The sequence below is a fragment of the Bifidobacterium ramosum genome, from assembly GCF_009299505.1.
Taxonomy (GTDB): Bacteria; Actinomycetota; Actinomycetes; order Actinomycetales; family Bifidobacteriaceae; genus Bifidobacterium; species Bifidobacterium ramosum.
In genome coordinates this window covers 119493-140395 of record NZ_WBSM01000001.1, presented here as the reverse complement: position 1 = coordinate 140395, position 20903 = coordinate 119493, and the positions used below count along the sequence as shown (strand labels likewise).

At 65.6% G+C, this 20903-nt stretch carries 16 protein-coding genes and 3 tRNA genes; 2 read left to right on the top strand and 17 right to left on the bottom strand.

Going from position 1 to position 20903, the window contains the following annotated elements; all coding sequences use genetic code 11:
- Nucleotides 1–7 precede the first annotated feature (7 nt).
- From DSM100688_RS00570 to DSM100688_RS00550, 5 genes are all read right to left on the bottom strand, one after another.
- A complete protein-coding gene (locus DSM100688_RS00570) occupies nucleotides 8–1819 on the bottom strand; it encodes an AMP-dependent synthetase/ligase (RefSeq protein WP_152357242.1) in 1812 nt (603 codons plus the stop codon).
- A 77-nt stretch (nucleotides 1820–1896) separates the two neighbouring features.
- Nucleotides 1897–2514: a M23 family metallopeptidase gene (locus tag DSM100688_RS00565; protein ID WP_152357241.1), complete on the bottom strand. Its 618-nt coding sequence runs from the start codon at nucleotides 2512–2514 to the stop codon at nucleotides 1897–1899.
- Nucleotides 2511–3365 carry a class C sortase gene (locus DSM100688_RS00560; protein WP_275575896.1) on the bottom strand — a complete coding sequence of 285 codons (855 nt, stop codon included), beginning with the start codon at nucleotides 3363–3365 and terminating at the stop codon, nucleotides 2511–2513. Before DSM100688_RS00560 ends, DSM100688_RS00565 begins: the two co-directional genes overlap by 4 nt.
- Nucleotides 3366–3627: 262 nt before the next feature.
- Entirely contained in the window at nucleotides 3628–4773 is a 1146-nt protein-coding gene (locus DSM100688_RS00555) for a hypothetical protein (RefSeq protein WP_152357239.1), read from the bottom strand.
- A 36-nt stretch (nucleotides 4774–4809) separates the two neighbouring features.
- Nucleotides 4810–6489, bottom strand: a complete 1680-nt coding sequence (locus DSM100688_RS00550) for a SpaA isopeptide-forming pilin-related protein (protein WP_163146749.1) — start codon at nucleotides 6487–6489, stop codon at nucleotides 4810–4812.
- A gap of 308 nt (nucleotides 6490–6797) precedes the next feature.
- Here DSM100688_RS00550 and DSM100688_RS00545 point away from each other — a divergent pair.
- Nucleotides 6798–6870 (top strand) — tRNA-Asn (locus tag DSM100688_RS00545).
- Nucleotides 6871–6906: 36 nt separating this feature from the next.
- Nucleotides 6907–6979, top strand: a tRNA-Asn gene (locus tag DSM100688_RS00540).
- 356 nt (nucleotides 6980–7335) lie between these two features.
- Here the strand turns inward: DSM100688_RS00540 and tsaD are convergent.
- From tsaD to DSM100688_RS00480, 12 genes are all read right to left on the bottom strand, one after another.
- The gene (tsaD, locus tag DSM100688_RS00535; protein ID WP_152357237.1) at nucleotides 7336–8379 is read right to left on the bottom strand and encodes a tRNA (adenosine(37)-N6)-threonylcarbamoyltransferase complex transferase subunit TsaD; all 1044 of its coding nucleotides are present in this window, start codon (nucleotides 8377–8379) and stop codon (nucleotides 7336–7338) included.
- Nucleotides 8376–8951 (bottom strand): ribosomal protein S18-alanine N-acetyltransferase, encoded by a 576-nt coding sequence (rimI, locus tag DSM100688_RS00530; RefSeq protein ID WP_152357236.1) that lies wholly within the window; start codon nucleotides 8949–8951, stop codon nucleotides 8376–8378. The genes tsaD and rimI overlap by 4 nt, the downstream gene beginning before the upstream one ends.
- Nucleotides 8951–9841 (bottom strand): tRNA (adenosine(37)-N6)-threonylcarbamoyltransferase complex dimerization subunit type 1 TsaB, encoded by an 891-nt coding sequence (tsaB, locus tag DSM100688_RS00525; RefSeq protein WP_152357235.1) that lies wholly within the window; start codon nucleotides 9839–9841, stop codon nucleotides 8951–8953. Before tsaB ends, rimI begins: the two co-directional genes overlap by 1 nt.
- A gap of 127 nt (nucleotides 9842–9968) precedes the next feature.
- Nucleotides 9969–10571, bottom strand: a complete 603-nt coding sequence (tsaE, locus tag DSM100688_RS00520) for a tRNA (adenosine(37)-N6)-threonylcarbamoyltransferase complex ATPase subunit type 1 TsaE (RefSeq protein WP_163146748.1) — start codon at nucleotides 10569–10571, stop codon at nucleotides 9969–9971.
- 90 nt (nucleotides 10572–10661) lie between these two features.
- Complete coding sequence (gene holA / locus DSM100688_RS00515) at nucleotides 10662–11642, bottom strand: DNA polymerase III subunit delta (protein ID WP_152357234.1); 981 nt, start codon at nucleotides 11640–11642, stop codon at nucleotides 10662–10664.
- A gap of 204 nt (nucleotides 11643–11846) precedes the next feature.
- Nucleotides 11847–12710 carry a D-hexose-6-phosphate mutarotase gene (locus tag DSM100688_RS00510; RefSeq protein ID WP_152357233.1) on the bottom strand — a complete coding sequence of 288 codons (864 nt, stop codon included), beginning with the start codon at nucleotides 12708–12710 and terminating at the stop codon, nucleotides 11847–11849.
- A 289-nt stretch (nucleotides 12711–12999) separates the two neighbouring features.
- Nucleotides 13000–14514, bottom strand: coding sequence for an MFS transporter (locus tag DSM100688_RS00505; RefSeq protein ID WP_152357616.1), 1515 nt, complete (start codon nucleotides 14512–14514; stop codon nucleotides 13000–13002).
- 299 nt (nucleotides 14515–14813) lie between these two features.
- Nucleotides 14814–14886: transfer RNA gene (locus tag DSM100688_RS00500), tRNA-Ala, on the bottom strand.
- Between the two features lie 146 nt (nucleotides 14887–15032).
- The gene (locus DSM100688_RS00495) at nucleotides 15033–16274 is read right to left on the bottom strand and encodes a hypothetical protein (RefSeq protein ID WP_152357232.1); all 1242 of its coding nucleotides are present in this window, start codon (nucleotides 16272–16274) and stop codon (nucleotides 15033–15035) included.
- Between the two features lie 177 nt (nucleotides 16275–16451).
- Nucleotides 16452–17609 carry an AmmeMemoRadiSam system radical SAM enzyme gene (amrS, locus tag DSM100688_RS00490; protein ID WP_152357231.1) on the bottom strand — a complete coding sequence of 386 codons (1158 nt, stop codon included), beginning with the start codon at nucleotides 17607–17609 and terminating at the stop codon, nucleotides 16452–16454.
- A complete protein-coding gene (gene amrB, locus DSM100688_RS00485; RefSeq protein WP_239519266.1) occupies nucleotides 17606–19222 on the bottom strand; it encodes an AmmeMemoRadiSam system protein B in 1617 nt (538 codons plus the stop codon). Before amrB ends, amrS begins: the two co-directional genes overlap by 4 nt.
- 170 nt (nucleotides 19223–19392) lie before the next feature.
- Entirely contained in the window at nucleotides 19393–20889 is a 1497-nt protein-coding gene (locus DSM100688_RS00480; protein WP_152357229.1) for an amino acid permease, read from the bottom strand.
- Nucleotides 20890–20903 lie beyond the last annotated feature (14 nt).

Here is a 20903-nt window from a genome sequence, read left to right as displayed (position 1 = left end):
AATCACGTCACCGCTTGCTGCCGTAGATGACGTTGTCGATGAGATCGCGATAGTGGTCGGTGATGACCTGCCGTTTGGCCTTGAGACTCGGCGTGAGCATGCCGTTGGACTCGGTGAAGGCGTCGGGAACGATCTCGAACTTGCGAATCGATTCGGCGCGCGACACCAGTTCGTCGGCCTTGTTGACCGCACGCTCGACCTCCGCATGCACGATCGGATTCGTCGCGGCCTCGGCGAGGTCGGCGACCGGCTCCGCGCCTTGTGAGCGCAGCCAGGTGTTCGTCTCCGCGAGGTCCAGCGAGATGATGGCGGCGACGAACGGCTTGCGCTCGCCCACGACGACGCACTGGTCGACGACTGGCGAGGTCATCACCGATGCTTCGAGCTCTCCCGGCGACACGTTCTTGCCGCCGGCGGTGATGATCAGGTCCTTCTTGCGTCCGGTGATCGACACGAAGCCTTCGTCGTCGATCGCACCGAGGTCGCCGGTGTGCAGCCAGCCGTCGACGATCTGCTGCCGGGTGATGTCGGGATGGTTGTGGTAGCCGACGCAGACCGCCGGCGATTTGACGCACAGTTCGCCGTCATCGTCGACGCCCATGGTAACGCCCTGCATGGGCAGTCCGATCGTGCCGATCTTATAGCCGGACGTGGGGTTGACGCTGGATGGTGCGCAGGTTTCGGTCATGCCGTAGCCTTCCAGCAGCGGCAGGCCGACGCCGTTGAAGAAATGCGCGATGGACGCGTCGAGCGGCGCGCCACCGGACACCGCGTATTCGACATGACCGCCGAACACGTCCATGATCGACCGATAGACGAGCCGGTCGTACAGCGCGTGCTTGGCCTTGAGCGCGAACGGGATCGGTTCGCCGGACTGCTGTGCGCGGGACCAATCACGTGCGGCCTGCGTGGCGCCGGCGAACACGCGGCCCTTGAATCCCGCACCGGCCTTCTGCGAGGCGGCGTTGTAGATCTTTTCGAAAATGCGCGGCACGGCGAGGATGAATGTCGGTTTGAACGCGTGGAAGTCGGCGAGGATGGTCTTGAGGTTGCTGGACAGTCCGAGCGTGACGTTGCCGGCGAAGCAGAAGAACTGCATGTAGCGGGCGAACACGTGGGCGAGCGGCAGGAAGAGCAGCAGGCGGCGGTTCGGCTTCATCGCGATGTCTGGCATAGTCCGCACGCCGGAATAGGTGATGAATACGAAGTTGCGGTGGCTCAGCTCGATGCCTTTTGGCGTGCCGGTGGAGCCGGATGTGTACACGATGGTGGCGAGGTCGTCGCCGCGCACGGCGCGTTCGCGCTCCCAGAACTCCGCATCGGTGACGGCATGGCCATAGGTTTCGATGGTGTCGATCGCGCCGAAGTCGATTACGTACACGTCGCGCAGGTCGGGGCATTGGTCGCGTACGGATTCGATCTTGTCGCGCTGCGCGTCGTCTTCGGCGAACGCCATGCGCACGTTGGAGTCGTTGAAGATCATGCTGACCTGCGCCGGCGAGTTCGTTTCGTAGACGGGCACGGTGAGCGCGCCGATCGACATGATGGCCATGTCGAGGGCCGTCCACTGCCAACAGGTGTGCGCGATGACGGATACGCTGTCGCCGGGCATGATGCCGCGTGCGATCAGGCCCTTGGCGATGGCGATGACCTTGTCGCGGAATTCCGCGGCGGTGAACGACCGCCATGTGCCGGTTTCGTCCTTGTATTCGACGAGCGGGTCGTCGGGCGTACGTTCGGCGCGCTCGATGAGTATCGAGAACAGGTTCTTGTCGTCGTCGATCGGCTGTTCCAGCGGACGCGTGTATTCCTTACGCATGATGTCGCCTTTCTCCATGGACGGTAGCTGTCACCGATCTTAGTGCGGTTATGCAACAACCCCGCGCCAGCCGCCCATCATGACGGCGACCGTATCGGCTTGAGCGCGATGCGACGGTCGGTCACCTGCGAACGCGGGTCGATGTAGTCCGTCGCGCCGCGGCGGACACCCCAGTGGACGCATCTGCCGTCGCAGTGATCGGAACCTTCCGCCGCGACGGCGAACGGCTGTCCGCGTCGCACCGCCGCACCGATGCCGAGATCGGTGTCGGCCGGTTCGAACGTGAGCGTCGAGGCGCCGGTGCGCAGGCTGACCACGGCTTTGCCGGCGACCGTCCCGGTGAACGTGATGGTGCCGTCGGCCGGTGCCAGCAGTATCGTGCCGACCGGTGCGGTAAGATCGATGCCGCGATGGCCGGACATCCACGGCTGCGGCGGTCCTTCGAACTCCGCGATGACGGCCGGCTCGGCCACCGGCCAGTCCATGAGCGACCGGCAGCCGGACGATTCCTCGCGTGCCAACGCCCGTCCCGCGGGCCCGGCGAACGCCATCAGCATGGCCAACACCATGCCAAGGCAGCAGGCCGCGACGGCCAGGCGCATGCGATGCGTCTCCTCCTGCCATCGGCGTGTTTCCCGGTCGAATGCCATCCGACGGCGGATTCTGATGCGGCGGTGGTCGTCATGGTCGATCATGTCAATCCGCTCCTTTCGTGTCGTGGCGGTGATGCCGCGCGTCGTCGTATTCCGTCGCCGGTCACCGCCGTCGATCCCCAGCCGACCGTCAGACACCCGCCGCTGGCCGCCGCGGATACGGCTTTCGGATGACGGTCGCCGGGCGCTTCCTCGGGCGGCGGGGCGACATCGGGCATGCTGGCGCGCCGCCCGGTGACCAGCAGCCGGTGGGTGTTGAGCATGACCGGCGTGCAGGTCACCAATGTCGCCAGATCGGCGTCGTGGCGCACCGCAAGCATCGCCGTATCATGCGGTTCGGCCACGCGGATATCGTGCACGAGGTAGGCGAGCACCGTGCCGTCGCCCAATTCGAGGTAGAACGGGTCGCCGGCCGTCAACTCGTCGAGTCTGGTGAACAGCTCCTTATCGGCCAATCCGCGATGACCGGTGAGCACCGTGTGGGTGGATGCGCCGCCCACCGGCATCGACGTGCCGTGCAGATGCCCGACGCCGTTTGCCAGCACATAGTCGTCCGCGCCGTGGCGTATGGGCAGGGTCAGACCGATCTTGGGGATGCGCAGCGCGCCCATGATGCCGTCGCCCAGATCGAGGATGGCATGGTATTCGGCGTCGTCGCGGAACGAGAAGTCGCCCGCGGGCGATTCGCCGTCGAACAACGCCTCGCCGATGACCTGCGGCGTCGCGGCGATCCGCCGATTGTATGCCCTCGCCTTCGCGATGTCCTCACGTAGCGACGCGGCACGTGCCTGCATCGCCGAGGATTGCGCGGCGGCCAGCTGTTCGACGGCGGCCTGGTTCGCGTTTGCCTGCGTGACCGCCATCCAGACGAACGTTCCCATGCCGAGTGTCATGGCCGCGACGTAGGTTGCCGTCAGGCGGATGACCTGTCGGCGTCGACGTGCCCGGAGACGGCGACGTGCGGTGCGCGCCCTGCGTGACGGCACCTGTTCCCGGCCGAACAGGATGGTCCGCCACGTCTCGGGGGATGACGCACATCGTCGACGTGCCGTCTCGAGAACGGCGCTGCCGCCGGCCGGTGCAACGGTCGCTCTGGCATCCGTCGCGCCGGGCGCACCGCCGCCGGTCCTACCGGTCGCCCCATGCGCCGTTGCATCAACCCCGGAGCCCGTCATCAGTGGTACTGCACACATCGTCATGCTCCTCGTCGCGGCGTCGGGTACAGCAATGCAGCAACATCACGCCGGAACCGCAGGCCACCCCGGCGAAGCCAAGGCCGGCCGCGCCGGCTCCCGTCAATCCGACGCCGCCGGTCGCCGGCATCGTGGTGACCGTGCGGTCGACGAGCCGCTCCCACTGCGCGTCGTAGATCGCCGACTCGAGGCCGGGTGCCTCCCTGCTGATCGTCACGATCACCCGGTCGCCGGGCTGACGGGTTCCCGAGCCGGATTGCCGGGCTTTCCATCCGACGAACCGGTACCCGGGCCGCGTATACCGGTTCTGCGCGAGCATGGCGTATGCGTGGTGGTAGATGCCGCCGTCGGCGAGATTCGTGCCGTTGAGGTTCTTGCCGTCGGTGTCCGGTGCGGTGGAGTTCATACTGCCGGTGCCGCCGTTGGGCGCATACCGCACCTGCTGCGCGTAAAGGGCGTAGCTTTTGTGCCACATCTTCCACCGCAGGCCGCTGCCGTTGGCGAGCGGCGCCTTGATGACCTCGCCCGGCCGTGATCGGCGCATCGTCAGCGCGCCGTTCTCGCCGTTGTTGGTTTTGGCGAGTCCTCCCAGATCCGAGATCGCGCACACTTCCACACCCAGACTTGCCTCGCAGGGCGCGCCGAGCGTCAATCCCTGCATGATCCAGCCGATCGCCACCCAATCGGCGTCGCCGGTCAGTCCGGCGCCGGCATGATCATCGTGTCGGATGCCGGCGACGGATGGCATCCGGTATGACGTCTGGCTGGCGATGGTGATGTGCAGGGCGGTCTGTTCGACACCGCTGCGATCATAGAACTTCAGCCATCCTTCCTCCGGCGGCGCGTCGAGTATCGCCATCGGCATGATCGACCGTTCGTCCGTCGTATCGTCCGTCGTGTCATTCGATCCGCCGTCGGCCGACCCGTCGTTCACGACGCCCGTCATGGCCATCGATTCGTCGCCCGTCAACGTCGCCGCGGCCTGCGGCACACCGCACGATCCCGCGCCGATGCAGGCAACGGCGACGCACAGCACCGCCGCCGACGCGATGAACAGCCGTTCCGCAAGACCGTGCCACGGCCCGTTCAAGGAATGTCGTCTCATCATGATCTCCTTGCCGTCTTTCCCTGGTCGCTGCAGGGTTCATGCGCGGACGTCCGGGCGTTCGGAACCATCAAGGCTGATGCGGTATGCCTTGGTGCCGTTCAGTCCGGCGAACAGCAGGACGGCGATGCCGCCGATGAGGATGACGCCCATGACCGTGCCGCCGGTGGCCGGCAGCTGGGTCATGCTGTCCACGTTCTTGACGATCGCGACCGGCGTGGTTGCGGACGCGTCCGCGCCGGTGACCTTGGTGGTCAGACCGGATTGGGCGACACCGACGATGGTGGTGGTGCCGTCGTCCGCGATGGTGACGCGAAAACTCGGTTTGATGGCGGTGAAGTAGCCGTCCGGCACCTGCGTCTCGCTGATGAGGTACGTGCCGGCGCCGAGCCGGTCGTAGCTGATGACGCCCTGCGCGTCGGTGCTGCGCTCCTGCGCCTTCGCCGCCGTGTCGACGTAGGTCCATTGGCCGGTCTTATCGTCCCAGTTGAGCCATTTGCCCAGCGTTTCGTTTTTGATGGTGAATTTGGCTCCGGCCACGACGATCCGTTTGGTGGTCGTGCTGGACGCGCTGATCTTGGTGAGGTCGAAGTCGTAGGTGGCGACGGTCACCTTGTCCTCGCCGGGCGCCGGCGGCTCCTTGCCCGGAGGCGTGGTGTCGGGCAGCCAGTTGACCGTGACCTTCACCGTGTTGGTTGCGGAGTTCGCTCGCGTGGCGTCGGTCACCTTGGCGCGGTAGGTGATCTCCAGCTGCTGGTTTTCGTACGTGTCGATGAGCGCCTGCGTGCTGGTGACCTTGAATCCCTTGCCGCTTGGGGATACGCCGATCGTGCCGAATTCCTTCGTCACGACGGTGCCTCGCTTGGCGCCTTCGCTGATCGTGGCCGCGAAGGAGCCGCTGACGTATTCCATGCCGGACATCGCGTCGTCGATGGTGATCGTGTCGGCGGCGAGTCGGTTCGGCAGAGTGAGTCGGATGCGGAATTCGCGGGTTTCGCCGTTCGTGGCGGCCGCCGCGTCCTTCCAGGTACCGTCGGCGGCCTTGATCTGCTTGTTCGGTGTGGCGATCTTGCCTTTGACGGCGACCGATCCCAGCGTGGCTCCGGTGGCCATGACGGTTTTGCCGGAGACGGTGGTCGAGCTGAGGATCGGCATGCCGGCCGTATCGATGATCAGATAGAACCCTTCGGGCAGGGTGATCGGCAGACTGGCGGCGTTGGAGGTCAGCTTGCTTTTCACCGGGGTTTTGCCCGCGACGGTGGATTCCAGATTGGCCGCGATCCTGCGCGACGTGGCACTGCCGGTGGTTTGCCGGAGCATCTGTGCGGCGGCGTTCTGCCCGGCGTTCGTGTCGATGGCGACACCGGCGGCGTCGAGCGCCGTGGTAAGCCACTTATCTGTTGCGCCGTCTGCGCTTTGCGCGGACAGGCTTTTCACGGTGTTGCCGCTCAACACCACATCGGCATAGGTGGCGAGTTTGTAGATGCTGAAGGTGTGGCCCGCCAGTGTACTGCCGCTGCCCGACGTGAGGGTCAGGGTGCCGTCGGCCGCGGAGGCTGCCGGGATCATCGCCATCGAGCCCAGCAGTATCGTCGCTGCGCACAGTCCCGATACGGCATGGCGTGCGACGCGGGCCATGCGGTTGTCGTTGCCTGCCGCATGCGAAGTGCCGGCCGTGCCGTTCGTTCTGCCGGTGGATGCGTGGTTGCGTATGGTCATCGTCATTCCTTTCGGATCGTCGCCGGCGTCATCGTCGGCTTGGCTGATTACCGGTCGCGCGGGGCGGTGCCTCGTGCGGTGATTCCACGATGCCGGATGAGCCGCGGTCGGGATCGGTGAAAACGGGGTATGTGGTCGAAAGGTATGAGTTATCCACACTGTCGCGTGTCGCCGGACAACGCTGTGGATGATTTTCCGCCATCCACATTTTTCCACGACACGCCGCAGCGCCGGTCGATTTGCATTATCGTGGATTGCGGATATTATTTACATCTTGTGCGCGGCACTACGCTTCGCACGGAAGACATTCCCGCATAGCTCAGTTGGCAGAGCGTTCGACTGTTAATCGAAATGTCGCTGGTTCAAGCCCAGCTGCGGGAGCTCACTTGGATGGAGACATCCAAGATAAATGAATATTCCCGCATAGCTCAGTTGGCAGAGCGTTCGACTGTTAATCGAAATGTCGCTGGTTCAAGCCCAGCTGCGGGAGCTCCTCAGGCCGCGGTTCGTCCGCGGCTTTTTTTGTTTCCGGCGTGCATTGTCGCCGGCATACGCCCCCCTTAATGGACATACAGCCGATACGCATGCCCGAATCGGCTGTATGTCCGTTAAGGGAAAAGGGAACGATTCCAGATCGACGCTCATAAACACCGGCGAACATAAACGTCAGTATCCATAAACGTCAGTATCCATAAACCTCAACGGACATACAGCCAATTGCGGTGCACGTATCGGCTGTATGTCCGTTGAGGTGAACGGTGAACGACGATGAACGGTGAACAACGAACGGTGCTGAACGACAATGAACGGCGAGCGGCTACCGGCCGCGCCAAAAACGGCCTGGGCTCACATGCTGATCTTGGTCAGCGGCATGGCCGAGTCGATCGCGAAATCGGGCGCCGACGGTGCCACGCCGGCTTCGACCAGGTTCACGCCGAGCATGGCGACCATCGCGCCGTTGTCGGTGCACAGCTTGATCTGCGGAATGCGCACCTCGACCCCGCAACGCTCGCCGTATTCGAGCAGTTTGGCGCGCAGCTGCGAGTTCGCGGAGAATCCGCCGCCCACGATCAGCGACCGCGACCCGTACTGTTCGCATCCGCGCATCGCCTTGCGTGCGAGCACGGTCGCCACCGAATCGGCGAGCGACGCGCACACGTCGTCCACCGGGATCTCGCGCCCGGCTGCCTGCTGTTCCTCGATCCACCGGGCCACGGCGGTCTTGACGCCCGAGAAGCTGAAGTCGTACGGATGCGCCGCGCCGGCCTTGCCCTGCGTAAGCCCCTGCGGCACGCGAATGGCCTTCGGATCGCCCAGTTGCGCATGTCGGTCGATGTGCGGGCCGCCCGGGTACGGGAAGCCGAGCAGTCGCGCCACCTTGTCGAAGCACTCCCCCGCCGCGTCGTCGAGCGTGGTGCCGACCACGTCGATGTGCCGCGCCACGTCCTCGACGTGCAGCAGCGACGTGTGGCCGCCCGAGACGATGAGCGCGAGCGTGTCCGGCGGGAACGCGCCGAACTGCAGCTGCGTGACCGCGATGTGCCCGATCACGTGGTTGATGCCGTAGATCGGCTTGCCGGCCGCCCATGCGAGCGCCTTCACGCCCGACACGCCGACCGCGAGGCATCCGGCAAGACCCGGACCGGCGGATACGGCGATCGCATCCACGTCCGCCAGTTCCAGTCCGGCGTCGGCGAGCGCTTGCGAGACGCATGGCACGAACGCTTCGGCGTGCGCACGGGAGGCAATCTCGGGGATCACGCCGCCGTATCGCGCGTGTTCGTTCATGGATGAGGCGACGACGTTGGAGCGCAGCGTGCGGCCCTGTACGATGGCCGCGGCGGTTTCGTCGCAGGTCGATTCGATGCCCAGTACGATCGGTTCGCTCATCGTGTCTCCTCGTGATCGGTGTGTGTCGTCTGTTCCTTGTGTTCCGCGTCCGTCGTGTCGCGGCGCTCACCCGCGCTCTGGAAGCCGACGATGCGCGGCTCGAGATCTAGTGCCATGACGTGCGCGTCGATGCCTTCCGGCTGGTAGTATCGTCGCCGCAATCCGATGTTTTCGAATCCGAACCGGCGATACAGTGCGATGGCGGGATCGTTGACGACGCTGACTTCCAGCAGGATGCGTCGCGCGCCCTGCTCGCACGCCCGGTCGATCAGCCAGGTCATCATCGAGGCCGCGATGCCTTGCCGCTGGTATGCCTTGCCGACGCCGACGTCCATGATCTCCGCGTCGTCGCCGTCGTACCAGTATCCGGCGAATCCGCGTACATCGGCCGGCCGAATCGCGTCATCGTCCCGTGTATCCGTGATATTGAACACGTACATGCGCGCCGGCGCGTCGAGTTCCTGTCGGATCGACGCCTCGCTCCACGCGTGGCTGCCGAACAGTTCGACTTCGAGCGCGCGTACGGCGGCCACGGCCGTCTCGCGGTCGAGTTCGTCCAGCGACACCAGCATCAGGCGGTCCTTTCCGCGCCGGCGTGGTTGAGCACGTGCTTGAGCGGCGCTGGGATCTCCGCGTCCGGTCGGCGCAGGTACAGCGGTTCGACCGGCACCTCCCGGTCGCCGCGCAGCCCTCGCGACAGCGCGGTCGCCGCGAACAGCGCCACGCCGTCCGCCCCCGCGTCCAGTACCGAACCGTCGGCCACACAGCCGAGCACGTCGCCGAATCCCACCCATGCGGACGCGTATTTGGCGGCGCCGTGGCCGGCAATGTCCACGATGTAACGCACGCCGTCGCGTGCGGACCGTGCGGCGATCACGTCGCGCACACGTTCGACGATCCGTTCGGGATAGTCGATGTCCATGCCGACCCAACGGTTGGCGTCGGCCTCGTCGTCGGGCATGTTGATCGTGCCGTGGATGAGCGTGAAGTACAGCTGCTTGCGTCGCGCGTCGTTCACGCACAGGGTGACATGACGGTCGAGTTCGGCGTATCCCGCGCGCACAGCCGGGTCGTCGGAATCCCGTGCCTCGTCGGCCGGCACCGGCCGCGGCAGAGCGGCAAGAAAGCCGACGCCGGCGAACATGTCGCCGCTCATGGCGGCGCCCAGCATCTCGTGCTGCGGTTCGAGCACGTTCTGCCCGACGAGCTTCGCACCGGTCGCGAACGCCAGGGCCTTGGCCGTGACGATGCCGGCGCGCAGGCCGGTGAACGGTGCGGGGCCGATGCCGACGACGATCGTGTCGATGTCGGACGGTGCGAGTCCGGCGTCGTCGATCGCCCGCGCGATATTGACCTGCAGTCGTTCGACGTGGGTGCGCGAGTCGGTTTCGACGATCGGCTCGCGTCCCACGATGCCTACGGTCGAACCGTACGACGTGTCGATCACCAATGTGCAGCCCATACGAACCTCTTCTCACCCGCAACAACCGCGCACGACGTCAGCGCGCGCATAACTGTAGCGAGTCTACAACACGCGCGCGAATCCGCGATCCGACGCACGAACGGGCAACGGCGCACGGTCGTCGGGACTACAGCGCAAATCCGCGCCATCGTGTGCCGACCGGCACCAACGTCACGACGCGCATGCCGTCGCCGGTCAGTTCGGCGTCCACGTCCGAACCGTCCGCCATCGTCCCCGCCGCCGCAGGGCCATCGGCCGCGATCGACCGGTCAATGTGGATCTCCAGCCGTTCCGGCGCGAGCGCGGCCACCATCTGCTCGCCCCATTCCATGAGGATCACCGTCTGCTCGCCGGGATCCTCCAGTTCCTCGTCGAGTCCAAGCGATTCGAGTTCGTCGAGCAGCCGGCCGATCGCGTCCTGTCCGGGCGCGTACGCGTTGCCGCCGAGCCGGTACGCGTCGACGTGCACGAGATGTGCCGGCGTGCCGTCGGCGAACCGTCCGTCCAGTTCGCGGGCGATGGTGAACGTCGGCGACACGATCGGCTCACCGATGCCCAAGCCCCGGCCGAATCCCTGCGCGAACGTGGTCTTGCCGGCGCCGAGCGGACCGGACAGCAGCAGCACGTCGCCGCCGTGCACCTGCCGCGCGACCCGCTCCCCCAGCGCACGCATGTCCTCGTCGGTCGGCACGTCGACGGTGACGCCGTTCGCCTGATCGTCATGACTCATATCATTCACCTTGCCCATCATGATTCGTCCGTTCTTGTATGCATGCGCCATGCCGGCCACATCGAACGTGTCGGCCACATCGGCCGTACGTCACTCGGCCCGACCCTTCCGGCTGATCGCGGTGATGCACCGTTCGAGCGCGTACACCGGATCACCGCCGTTCGTCTTGCTTTGCTCGTCCGCCCACGCGAGCAGCCCGATGCATCGGCTCATGCCGTCCGACGTCCAGCCGGAAAGCTGACGCTGCGCGTTTTTGAGCACCCACGGGTTCATTTTCGCTTCGGCCTGCGAGATCGCGCCCGACCGCACGGCCGATGCCTTGGCCATAGATCGCAGTTTCATCGCGAGCGCGCCGATGAGCGCGATCGGATCGGTGCCCTGTTCGACGGCCGAACGCATCTGCACGATCGCTTCGGCGGTGCGTCCGGCAACGGCGGTGTCGGCGACGGCGAACCCGGTGACCTGCGGATTGCCGATCATGTACTGGTTGACGCGGTCCAGACCGATCGGATCGTCGTCGAAGTCGAAGCACAGCTGATCGCACAGCGCGGCGAGTTCGCCGGTTTTGTCGCCGAGCACGGCGACGAGCTGCTGGGCGGCCATCGGGTCGACACGCCGATGCTGCCGTTCGAAGCGTTGGATGACGAAGTTGAGTTTCGCGTCCGCTTTTTTGAGATCCGGCACGGTGTCCTTGCGCGCGCCGGCGCGTTCGAGCTGGTCGATGACGCGCTTGCCTTTGACGCCGCCTTCGTGTTGGCAGATGACGATGCTGGCGTGCTGCGGATCGGCCGCGGATTCCTTGCAGTAGGCGACGATCGCCTCGGCGAGTTTGTCGTCGGCGTTCTGCAGGTTCGTGAGTTTGACGACGGCCAGATCGCTGAGCAGGGACGGGCTGACCGCTTCGTCGAAATCGTATCGGTCGGCGGTGGCGGCGTCGAGTTCGATGAGTTCGGCGTCGCGATGGGCGTCGAGTGCCTGATGGCACAGGTCGCGCACCATCTGGTCGTTGAGATACGGGTCGCCGCCGAACACGATGCGTACCGGCGCGCCCGCCCCTGCCTTTTTCGCCATGCTCCCCAATCTCGCCGCAACGTTGGACAACGACGCCGCGTCTTCTCCGCTTCCCTTTCCATCCTTCCCCATTAACGGACATACAGCCGATTCGGGTGGGCAAATCGGCTGTATGTCCGTTGAGGGGAAGCATCATCACAGTGCGGGACGCCTACAGCCTTGTGACATGCTGCGCCACTTCGATGCAGACACTTAGCGCGGCGCTCAGTTCACACGGATCGTCTGGCTGAGCGTATGCGCGTCGCTCGGCTCGACGGTGATCGCACGATCGCGGTTCGCCGCGGCCTCGACGCATACGAAGTCACGCCATTCGCCATCCATCATGTCGCCGATCGCATTGCCGGCCTCCTCGCCCGGATTCCACACCACGGTCTGCGACGATCCGCTCTTCTCGACCTTGATCGTGCGGTGCAGCGCGTCGTCCTCGATGAGCAGCGTGCCGTCCGAATAATAGATGCGGTCGACCATGCCGCCGTCGAACGTCAGCGGACCGCTCGTCTGCTCGCGTTCGGCGAATCCGTCGGCCGAGTCGAGATACCGCGTGTCGACGAGCCCGGCGATGCGGGTGCAGCGCACGTCGCCGACGCGGAAGTACGTGTGCAGGGCGGCCTCGTACGTGATCGGCGCGTCGCCGGTGTTCTCGACGGTCAGCACCACCGACAGCTCACGGCCGACGGCGATGTCGACTTCGGCGTGGAACCGCGGATCGGGACCGGAGATGAACTGCGCCAGCGTGTCGGCGTCGATCTCGTCGGAGTCCAGCGTGTAGCGGACGTGACGGTCGGTCAGCGTGTCGGGGTCGACGTGCCAGTCGCTGACGCGCGCGAAACCATGCTTCGGCCGCTTGTCGGTCGCGTGACCCTGCTCGTAGCCCTTGCCGAACCACGGGAAGATCACCGGAATGCCGCCGCGGATCGCGGTTCCTTCGCCGAGGTACACGGCCTTCGGCTGCCAGATCACGGGCGTGCCGCCGTCGGGAGCCCAGTTGATCACATGCGCGCCGTGGTCGCTGACGAGCGCCGAACCATCTTCATTGACGATGTTGCGAATAACATATGCGTTGCTCATCTGTCCCAGTATAGACGGCAACGTCGCGACCGTCCGCCGCGACATGCGTCACGTTACGTAGCACCGTTCTTCAACGGACATACCGCCGATTCACCCACCCGAATCGGCTGTATGTCCGTTATGGGGGAAAAAGACACAACGGATCAGTCGAGGGAAAGACCCCCATCATCTTCCGCATTGCACCTCCGACCAACGAATCATCCCCGGCTGATCCGCCGCCCCTCTGACGGACATCCAGCCGATTTCGGTACAGCAATCGGCTGGATGTCCGTCAGAGAAAAGGAACGCGTTACCGCGCGATGGTCGCGTCAGCCACGTCAACCGCGGCACGTGCGGCGCGCGTGCGGAATGCAACGGCCAACGACGCGATCGAAACGAGGCAGATCACGATCATCGTGGCGAACACCGTCGCACCGCCGACTGCGGTCGCATGGCGGAACGCCGCCGATCCCTCCTCACCCGAGCCGGCCTGCGCCACGCCGAGAATCGTGGAGAACAACGCGGTGCCGACCGCGCCGCCGAACTGCAGCGACGTCTGGAACACGGCGTTGCCGTCCGGCGTGAACTCACGGTCGATGCCACTCAACGCACTCGTCATGATGTTCGAGTAGCCGAGTGCATAGCACAGGCCGAAAATGAAGTAGAATCCGGCCAGCAGCCCAGGCGTCAGGTGCATGGAGCACACGAGCAGCAGCACCGGTCCGAGCGTGGCCGTGCCGATCGCGGCGAGCACCGGCCGGGGCGCGCCGAACCGGTCGTACAGCATGCCGCCCACGGGCGCGAAGAACGCGCCGATCAGCGCGCCCGGCAGTACGAGCGCGCCGGCCACGAACGCGGACGTGCCGAGCGACATCTGCGCCACGTTCGTGATCACATAGCCGAAACCGATGCCGTTGATCGGCATGAGCAGGTACGGCAGCAGGTGCAGCAGCACGACCGGATCGCGCAGCCAGCCGAGTCGGATCAGCGGCGAGAACGAACGCTTCGACGACCAGCCGAAGAACAGCAGCGAGCCGACGCCGATGATCAGACTGACCGCGGCCAGCATCGCGGAACGCATCGCGCCGGAACCGCCGGATACGGCTGCGCTGATCGCCACGCCGCTTTGGTTGAGCGCGAAGATCAGTCCGCACAGGGCGAGCACGATTGCCACAAACTGCAGCGGGTTGAGCTGTGCGTCTTCGGTCGGTCGCGTCTGACGGATGCACTTGAGGCCGACCGGCAGGGACAGCAACAGCACGATCGGAATGACGATGACGAAGATCGCACGCCACGGCAGCACGCTGGAGATCGCGCCGCCGACGGTCGGGCCGATGGCCGGTGCGACGGTGATGACCAGCGAGCCCACGCCCATGAGCTGGCCGACCTTGGACCGCGGCGCCTGCTGGAGGATGATGTTCATCATGAGCGGCGTGGCCACGCCTGAGCCGACGCCCTGGATCACACGCGCGATGAGGATCAGCGGGAACGTATGGCCGACGATCATGAGGAGCGAGCCGGTGACGGCCAGCACGACGGCCGCGACGAACAGGGCCTTGAACGTGAACCGGCGGTTGAGGAACGACGACAACGGCATGGTGGCGGCCACGACGAGCAGGTAGATCGTGGTGATCCACTGCACGGTGGCGGTGTTGACGCCGAATTCGACCATGAGCTGGGGGAACAGCACGGTCATGACGGTTTCGGTGAGGATGCCGACGAACGCGAGCGATCCGACCGCGACGATCGAGCCGATCAGGCTCAGCGGGATGCGTTCGGCGTCCGTATCGTGCGGGTTGCGCGTATCATGCGGCGTCTGACGCATCTGGCGGGGATCGCCGGTATGTTCGGTATCGAAGTGAGCCATGGACGATTCCATGCGACCTTCCATTTCTTCGCTGTGCAGCGCATGACGGCGACCACACGCGGCCATGACGCTTCGGAATGTGGTTTGCCAACCGTTCGGGCGATGTGTCTCGACGGATCGAAGCCGGTTTTCGGCCATCCGTCTCCGCCCCTAACCATCGCACACCTTAGCCGATCACGTTGGACAACCCGCATGCACGAGTCCGGAAACAACGAAAAACCCGGAACCGTTGCCTGACAACGATTCCGGGTTACCGGTGGAGCTAAGGGGATTCGAACCCCTGACCCTCTCCATGCCATGGAGATGCGCTACCAGCTGCGCCATAGCCCCAGATTGCGTTATGCGTTCATTGCTGAACCTGAGACAGTGTATGACGCATGGGCCGAACGCGCAACTATCGGCGTGTCATCGCGCATTCGGCCGCGCGTCATCACCGTTCGGGCGGGCATCTCCAGAGGGGAATCGCCCTGCGACGATCATTGCCCGGAGGTGCCGGTCGAACCGCTGCCCGTCGTGGAATCGCTGGAGGAGCTGGACGAACCGCCGGTCGAATCGGAGGACGATCCGGTCGACGTGCCTGTCGAGTCGCTCGACGACGATCCCGTGGATCCGGTGGACGACGAATCGCTCGACGAACCGGTGGACGACCCGTTCGACGTGCCGGTCGACGTGGATCCGTCGGAGCTGGACGACCCGGTGGAGTCCGAGGTCGAACCGGAGGTGCCGTTCTGCGTGGTGCCGCCGGTCGTGTTGGATGAGGTATCGTCGCTGCTGCCGGTCGAACCGGAGGTGTCGGAGTCGGTCGATCCGTCACTCGTGCCGGACGACGTCGAGTCGTCGGTCGTACCGTTGCCGCCGCCGGTCGTACCGTCGTTCGACGTATCGGTCTTGTTCGTATCGCTCGTGCCGTCGCCGCTCGTGCCGTCGCCGGGTTGTTGCGGCTTGTCCGACGGCGTGTCGGCTGGCTGGCTGGGCGTCTGCGTGGTCTGGACCAGATCGCGGACGACCGAATCCGTGCCCTGGCCGCGCGTCACCAGCATGATGATGCCCGCCGTGGCGGCCACGGCGACCAACGCGCTGACGACGGCGACCACGATGGCGATGCGCTTCTGCCGGGCCGTGGACGACAGCGCCCGCGCGGAGACGTGGCCGGCGGGCATACCAGCCGCACCGGCATGTCCCAGCACGGCGCGGCCGTCACGAGCGGCATGCGCGTCGCCGGCCGACGAGACGGTTCGCACAGCCGGCATGACGCGGGTGCCGTCGACGCCCCCGGTTCGATCCGCCTGTCCCGACTGCGCCAGCTGGTCCAGCCGATCCGAAGCCGCGACACGTCCGATATGACGATCGTCCGTCGCGCCCATGTCGTCGCGCATCACCGCGGTCATGGCCACGGTATCGTCATGGTCGGTCGGCGACGCGCCGGACTCCACCGTGCGCGCACCGTCACCGGCACCATCCGCGCCGCCCGTCCCACCGGTTGTGTCATCCGCGTTGCCGCCGGTCCCCACACCGGTCATGGTCTGTAGTTTCTCGCCTGACGCCTTGAGCACGTTCTTGTAGATCTGCGACGCGACCGCGGATACGATCGAACCCGCGGCGACGCCGATCACCGATCCCGCGACGCCGATCTTCGCCGACAACAGAAACGACGTGACCGCCGCCAACGCGCCGGCGATCAGCGACGAAATGGAAATGCCCTTGAAAAAATTCCTCACGCGACGCAACAATAGCGGGATTTCTTGGCAACGTGCTGAGCCTTGGGTGAAAACAACGTAACCCTTACAGCTTCCCGGCAAAATCTTCACGAATCAGCACGGCAGCCACCGCGACGCAGCATCTTCCGCTCTTCCGCACGTATGCGCACGCGTCCTTCACCGGCCCAGAACGCCCGGCTACGCGCGCATGGCCACGCGCCAACGCCGACATCCGAAATCACCGGCCCCGTCGGCATCCCACCGACCCGGAATCACGCATCCGCAATCCGGGCAGCGTCCGTCGGGCGTCAGCCGATAACCGTCGATCTCGTACCGGTCGCGTACGACGAGCGCCGCACCGCAGTCGAGACAATACGTGGTGCCACCTTCGCGGTCGATCACGTTGCCGGTGTACACGAACCGCAGTCCCTCCTCCATCGCGATCTCACGCGCGTGCACGAGCGTGGCGAGCGGCGTGGGCGGCACATCGCGCATCCGGTAGTCCGGGTGGAACGCGGAGAAATGCAGCGGCACATCGCGGCCGCAATGCTCGCGGATCCACGCGCATTCAGCATGCAGCTGCGCATCGTCGTCGTTGTAGCCGGGGATGAGCAAGGTGGTCAGTTCGACCCACGTGTCCGTCTCATTGCATACGTATGCGATCGTGTCGAGCACGTCATGCAGATGCGTGCCGGTGACGGTGCGGTAGAAGTCCTCGGTGAACCCCTTGAGATCGATGTTCGCGGCGTCCATGACCCGATAGAAGTCGGTGCGCGGCGCGGATTCCATGTATCCGGCGGTGACGGCGATCGCCTCGATGCCGCGCGCATGGCAGGCCTGTGCGGTGTCGATCGCGTATTCGGCGAAGATGATCGGATCGTTGTAGGTGAACGCGACCGACCGCGCGCCGTACTCCGCCGCGACGGCGGCGATCCGCTCCGGCGAGGCCTCAACGGCGAGCGTGCTCCACTGGCGGGAGGCGGAGATCGACCAGTTCTGGCAGTAGCGGCAGGCGCTGTTGCAGCCGGCCGTGCCGAAGCTCAGCACCGCACTGCCGGGATGGAAGTGGTTGAGCGGCTTCTTTTCGACCGGGTCCATCGCGAAACCGGAGCTCAAGCCATAGGCGTCGAGCATGATCATGCCGTGATGGTTGGAACGCACGAAGCAGAAGCCGCGTTGGCCGTCACGCAGTGTGCAATGGCGCGGGCACAGGTCACATTGCGCGCGGCCGTCCGACAGACGGTGCTGCCAGCGGCCGATAGCCGGGTCGCGATCGGCGGTTCGTGCCGCGGCGGCCGATTCCGTGATGCCTGATTTCGTGACGGTTGTCGACGTCGGACCGTTCGTGTTCATCATGCCGACTCCTCGCCGAATGCGGTGACGGTGTACCGCTGGCAGGTCATGCTGCCATCCTGCCAATCGTAGGATGCCGGTAGGCCGGCCTTGCGCAGCAGGTGACCGACGAACTCGTGGCTGTCCGGCAGTTCGGCCCACACCTGCGGCAGGAACGTGGCACGGTGGCCGCGGCCGTCGTCGATGATGAGCCCGTCGCGATCGGGCTTGAGCATCGTTTCCAACGCGGCGCGAGACTGCACGCGCATCGGTTCTGGCTCGGACAATACCGATACCTCGACGCTGATGTCCGGGTATTCGTCGGCGGCGACCGGGCGGAATCGCGGGTCGCGCGCGGCGGCGTCGATGGCGTGTTCGGCGATGTCGCGGCCGAGCGGCTGATGGGCTTCAAGCGTGCCGATGCAGCCACGCAGTCGTCCATGCTTGGTCAGCGTGACGAAGCTCGCGCCCGTCCGGTGCAGTTCGGGATGCGCGGCGACGATGTCAGCCGGCGTGGGGTCGCCGGGGTTGTCGAGGCCGAGATACCGTTCGAGTGCGGCGCGGGCCAGACCGGGCAGCACCGTGTCGGCATGATCAGGCAGATTGGCGGTGCTGTCGGAGACACGGTCAGCCGCACAATGGCTATCGGATTCGGCCGGCATCGCTTCGTGGGTCAGCACGCCCTGCTCCCATGCGGCGAACGACGCATAGCCAACCACCGGCGTATCGGGGTCGCGCATCGGCGGGCGTTCCGCATGCCGGCCGTCGGCGGCGTTGGCGAGCGCCACTTCCCCATCGTCGCCCGAAGTCGAGCAGCCGAGGAACCGCACCGGCACAGCCTTCGCCCGCGCGGCGGCCAGCAGACCGTTGACCGGGTACGCGCCGCACGCGCGATTCGGGCGGATCGTCGGATCCCCCAGCGGCACGATGTGGGCAATGGTCTCGTCATCCAAAACCCGGGCAACCAATTCAGGATGGTAGTGCGACAGATCGGAGCTAATCACGATCGCCGTCTCCGGACCGCCCCACAAGGTCTGGATCACGTCGCCGACCTCGACCGGGCTCGCATCACCCGCGTTGAGCGGCACGATGGTCAGATCGTCGCCGAGCACCCGCTGCAGGAACGGGATCTGCACCTCCACCGCATGTTCGCGGGCGTGCGTCGCATCATTGACGGTCAGACACGGCACGGCCGCAAGCGCGCGGCGTTCCGCGTCACGATCGACCGGCACGGTGCCGAGCGGGGTGACGAATGCGGATGCGGACGGACAGGCCACGCCGCGTACGGCGACACGGTGCGTCGGGCCGATGATCACGGCGCGGCGGATCGTGCCACGGCCGCGTTCGAGCAGTGCGTAGGCGAGCGCCGCGGTCGTGCCGGAGTACACGTATCCGGCGTGGGGCACGATCACTGCCTTCGGCGCGCCGGCCGGCAGCCGTTGCGCGAATCCGGAATCGTGCAGGAGCGTGCGGGCGTAGTCCAGCTGCCGGTCGATCATCGTGCGCAGTTCGCCGGCATCGGCCGGATAGAACGAGCCGGCCACCGCGGCCGAACGGATATAGATCGATGCGGGCAGGGTGCGGGCGGCATCATCGCCGCCGCTGCCCGTGATCCCGTTGTGGAACAACCTCATCATGGCAACCACCTCTTCGGTTTCCATGATAGTCGCGGCGCTTGGCGACCGGATTTGACGATCGAGAGGCGGTTCCGAGTCTTTGCACGGGTCGGTTTGACGATCGAGAGGTCGTTGAAGACTGCTGCACGGGTCCAGCCTCTCGATCAACAAACCGCCCCACCCTCAACGGGCTACGGCAGCCGCAACTCAGGTTCCGACGGATGACGCTTGCGCCACCACGCCTGCACGTAGTAGGCGGCGTAGCAGACCACGATGAACAGCAGCTCGGCCACGAGCGCGAACCGCTGCTCCCTGTCGAAGAACACGAGCAGGAACGAGGCCGTGCACAGGATGAACGCCGCCCACGACACGTACGGATAGCCGGGCGTGCGGTACTTGAGCTCATCGACGGCATGCCCGGAGGCGAGCCAACGGCGGCGGAACACGATCTGGCAGTACGCGATGGCGATCCACACGACCACCGCCGACAACCCCGACAGCGCCACGAGCACGAGATATACGGTGGATGCGGCGATCACGGACGACAGGAGCGCCAACAGCCCGCCGGCCATGGCCGCGCACAGGGCGAGCATCGGCACGCCGCGGCGATTGGTTTTGGCGAACCAACGCGGGATCATGCCCTCGTTGCCCATCGACCACACCATGCGGGTGGATGCGTACAGGCCGGAGTTGGAGGCGGACAACACGGCCGTGAGCACCACGAAATTCATGATGTCGGCCGCATACGGGATGCCGATGGAGTTGAACACGAGCACGAACGGGCTTTCGCCCACGCCGGCCTCGCGCCACGGGATGAGCGCGCACATGACGACGATCGAACCGATGAAGAACAGCACGAGCCGCCACAAGGTGGTGTGGATGGCCTTGGGCACGGCGGTTTCGGGGTCGCGGGTCTCGCCGGCGGTCACGCCGATGAGCTCGGTACCGGAGAACGCGAAGTTGACGGTGAGGATCGTCGCGAACACGGGCATGAACCCGTTCGGGAAGATCCCGTCGCGCACAAGGTTGCCGAACATGGGCGCATGCGTGTATCCCGCGACCGGCACCGCGCCGAAGATGGCAAGCAGACCGATGGCAATGAACGCGCAGATCGCGAACACCTTGATCGACGCGAACACGAACTCCGCCTCGGCGAAGAACCGCACCGACAACGCGTTCGCGGTGAAGATGAGCACGATGCACGCGGCCGACCATACCCATGTGGGCGTATGCGGGAACCATCGCTGCATGAGCAGTCCGGCTGCGGTGAATTCGGAGCCGAGCGCGACCGTCCAGGTGAGCCAGTACTGGATGGCGACGACGAAACCGGTGCCCGGGCCGATGAACCGTTCGGCGTACACGTGGAACGAACCGGTGACGGGCATGGCGACGGACAGCTCGCCGAGCGTGAGCATGACGAGGTACACGATGAGCGCGCCGATGGCGTACGCGAGGATCGTGCCGATCGGGCCGGCCTGCTGGATGGTGTAGCCGGAGCTCAAGAACAGGCCGGTGCCGATGACGCCGCCGAGCGAGATCATCTGCAGGTGCCGCGATTCCATGCCGCGTTTGAGATTGGTGTGCAACGCGTGCCTGTGGTTGGCGGACGTGTCAGTGGACGGGGTCGGCGTCTGCGTCGAGGCATCCGGGATCGGTTCGGCGGGAGTGTCGGTGTCGGACTGGCTCATACTGTTCTCTCTGC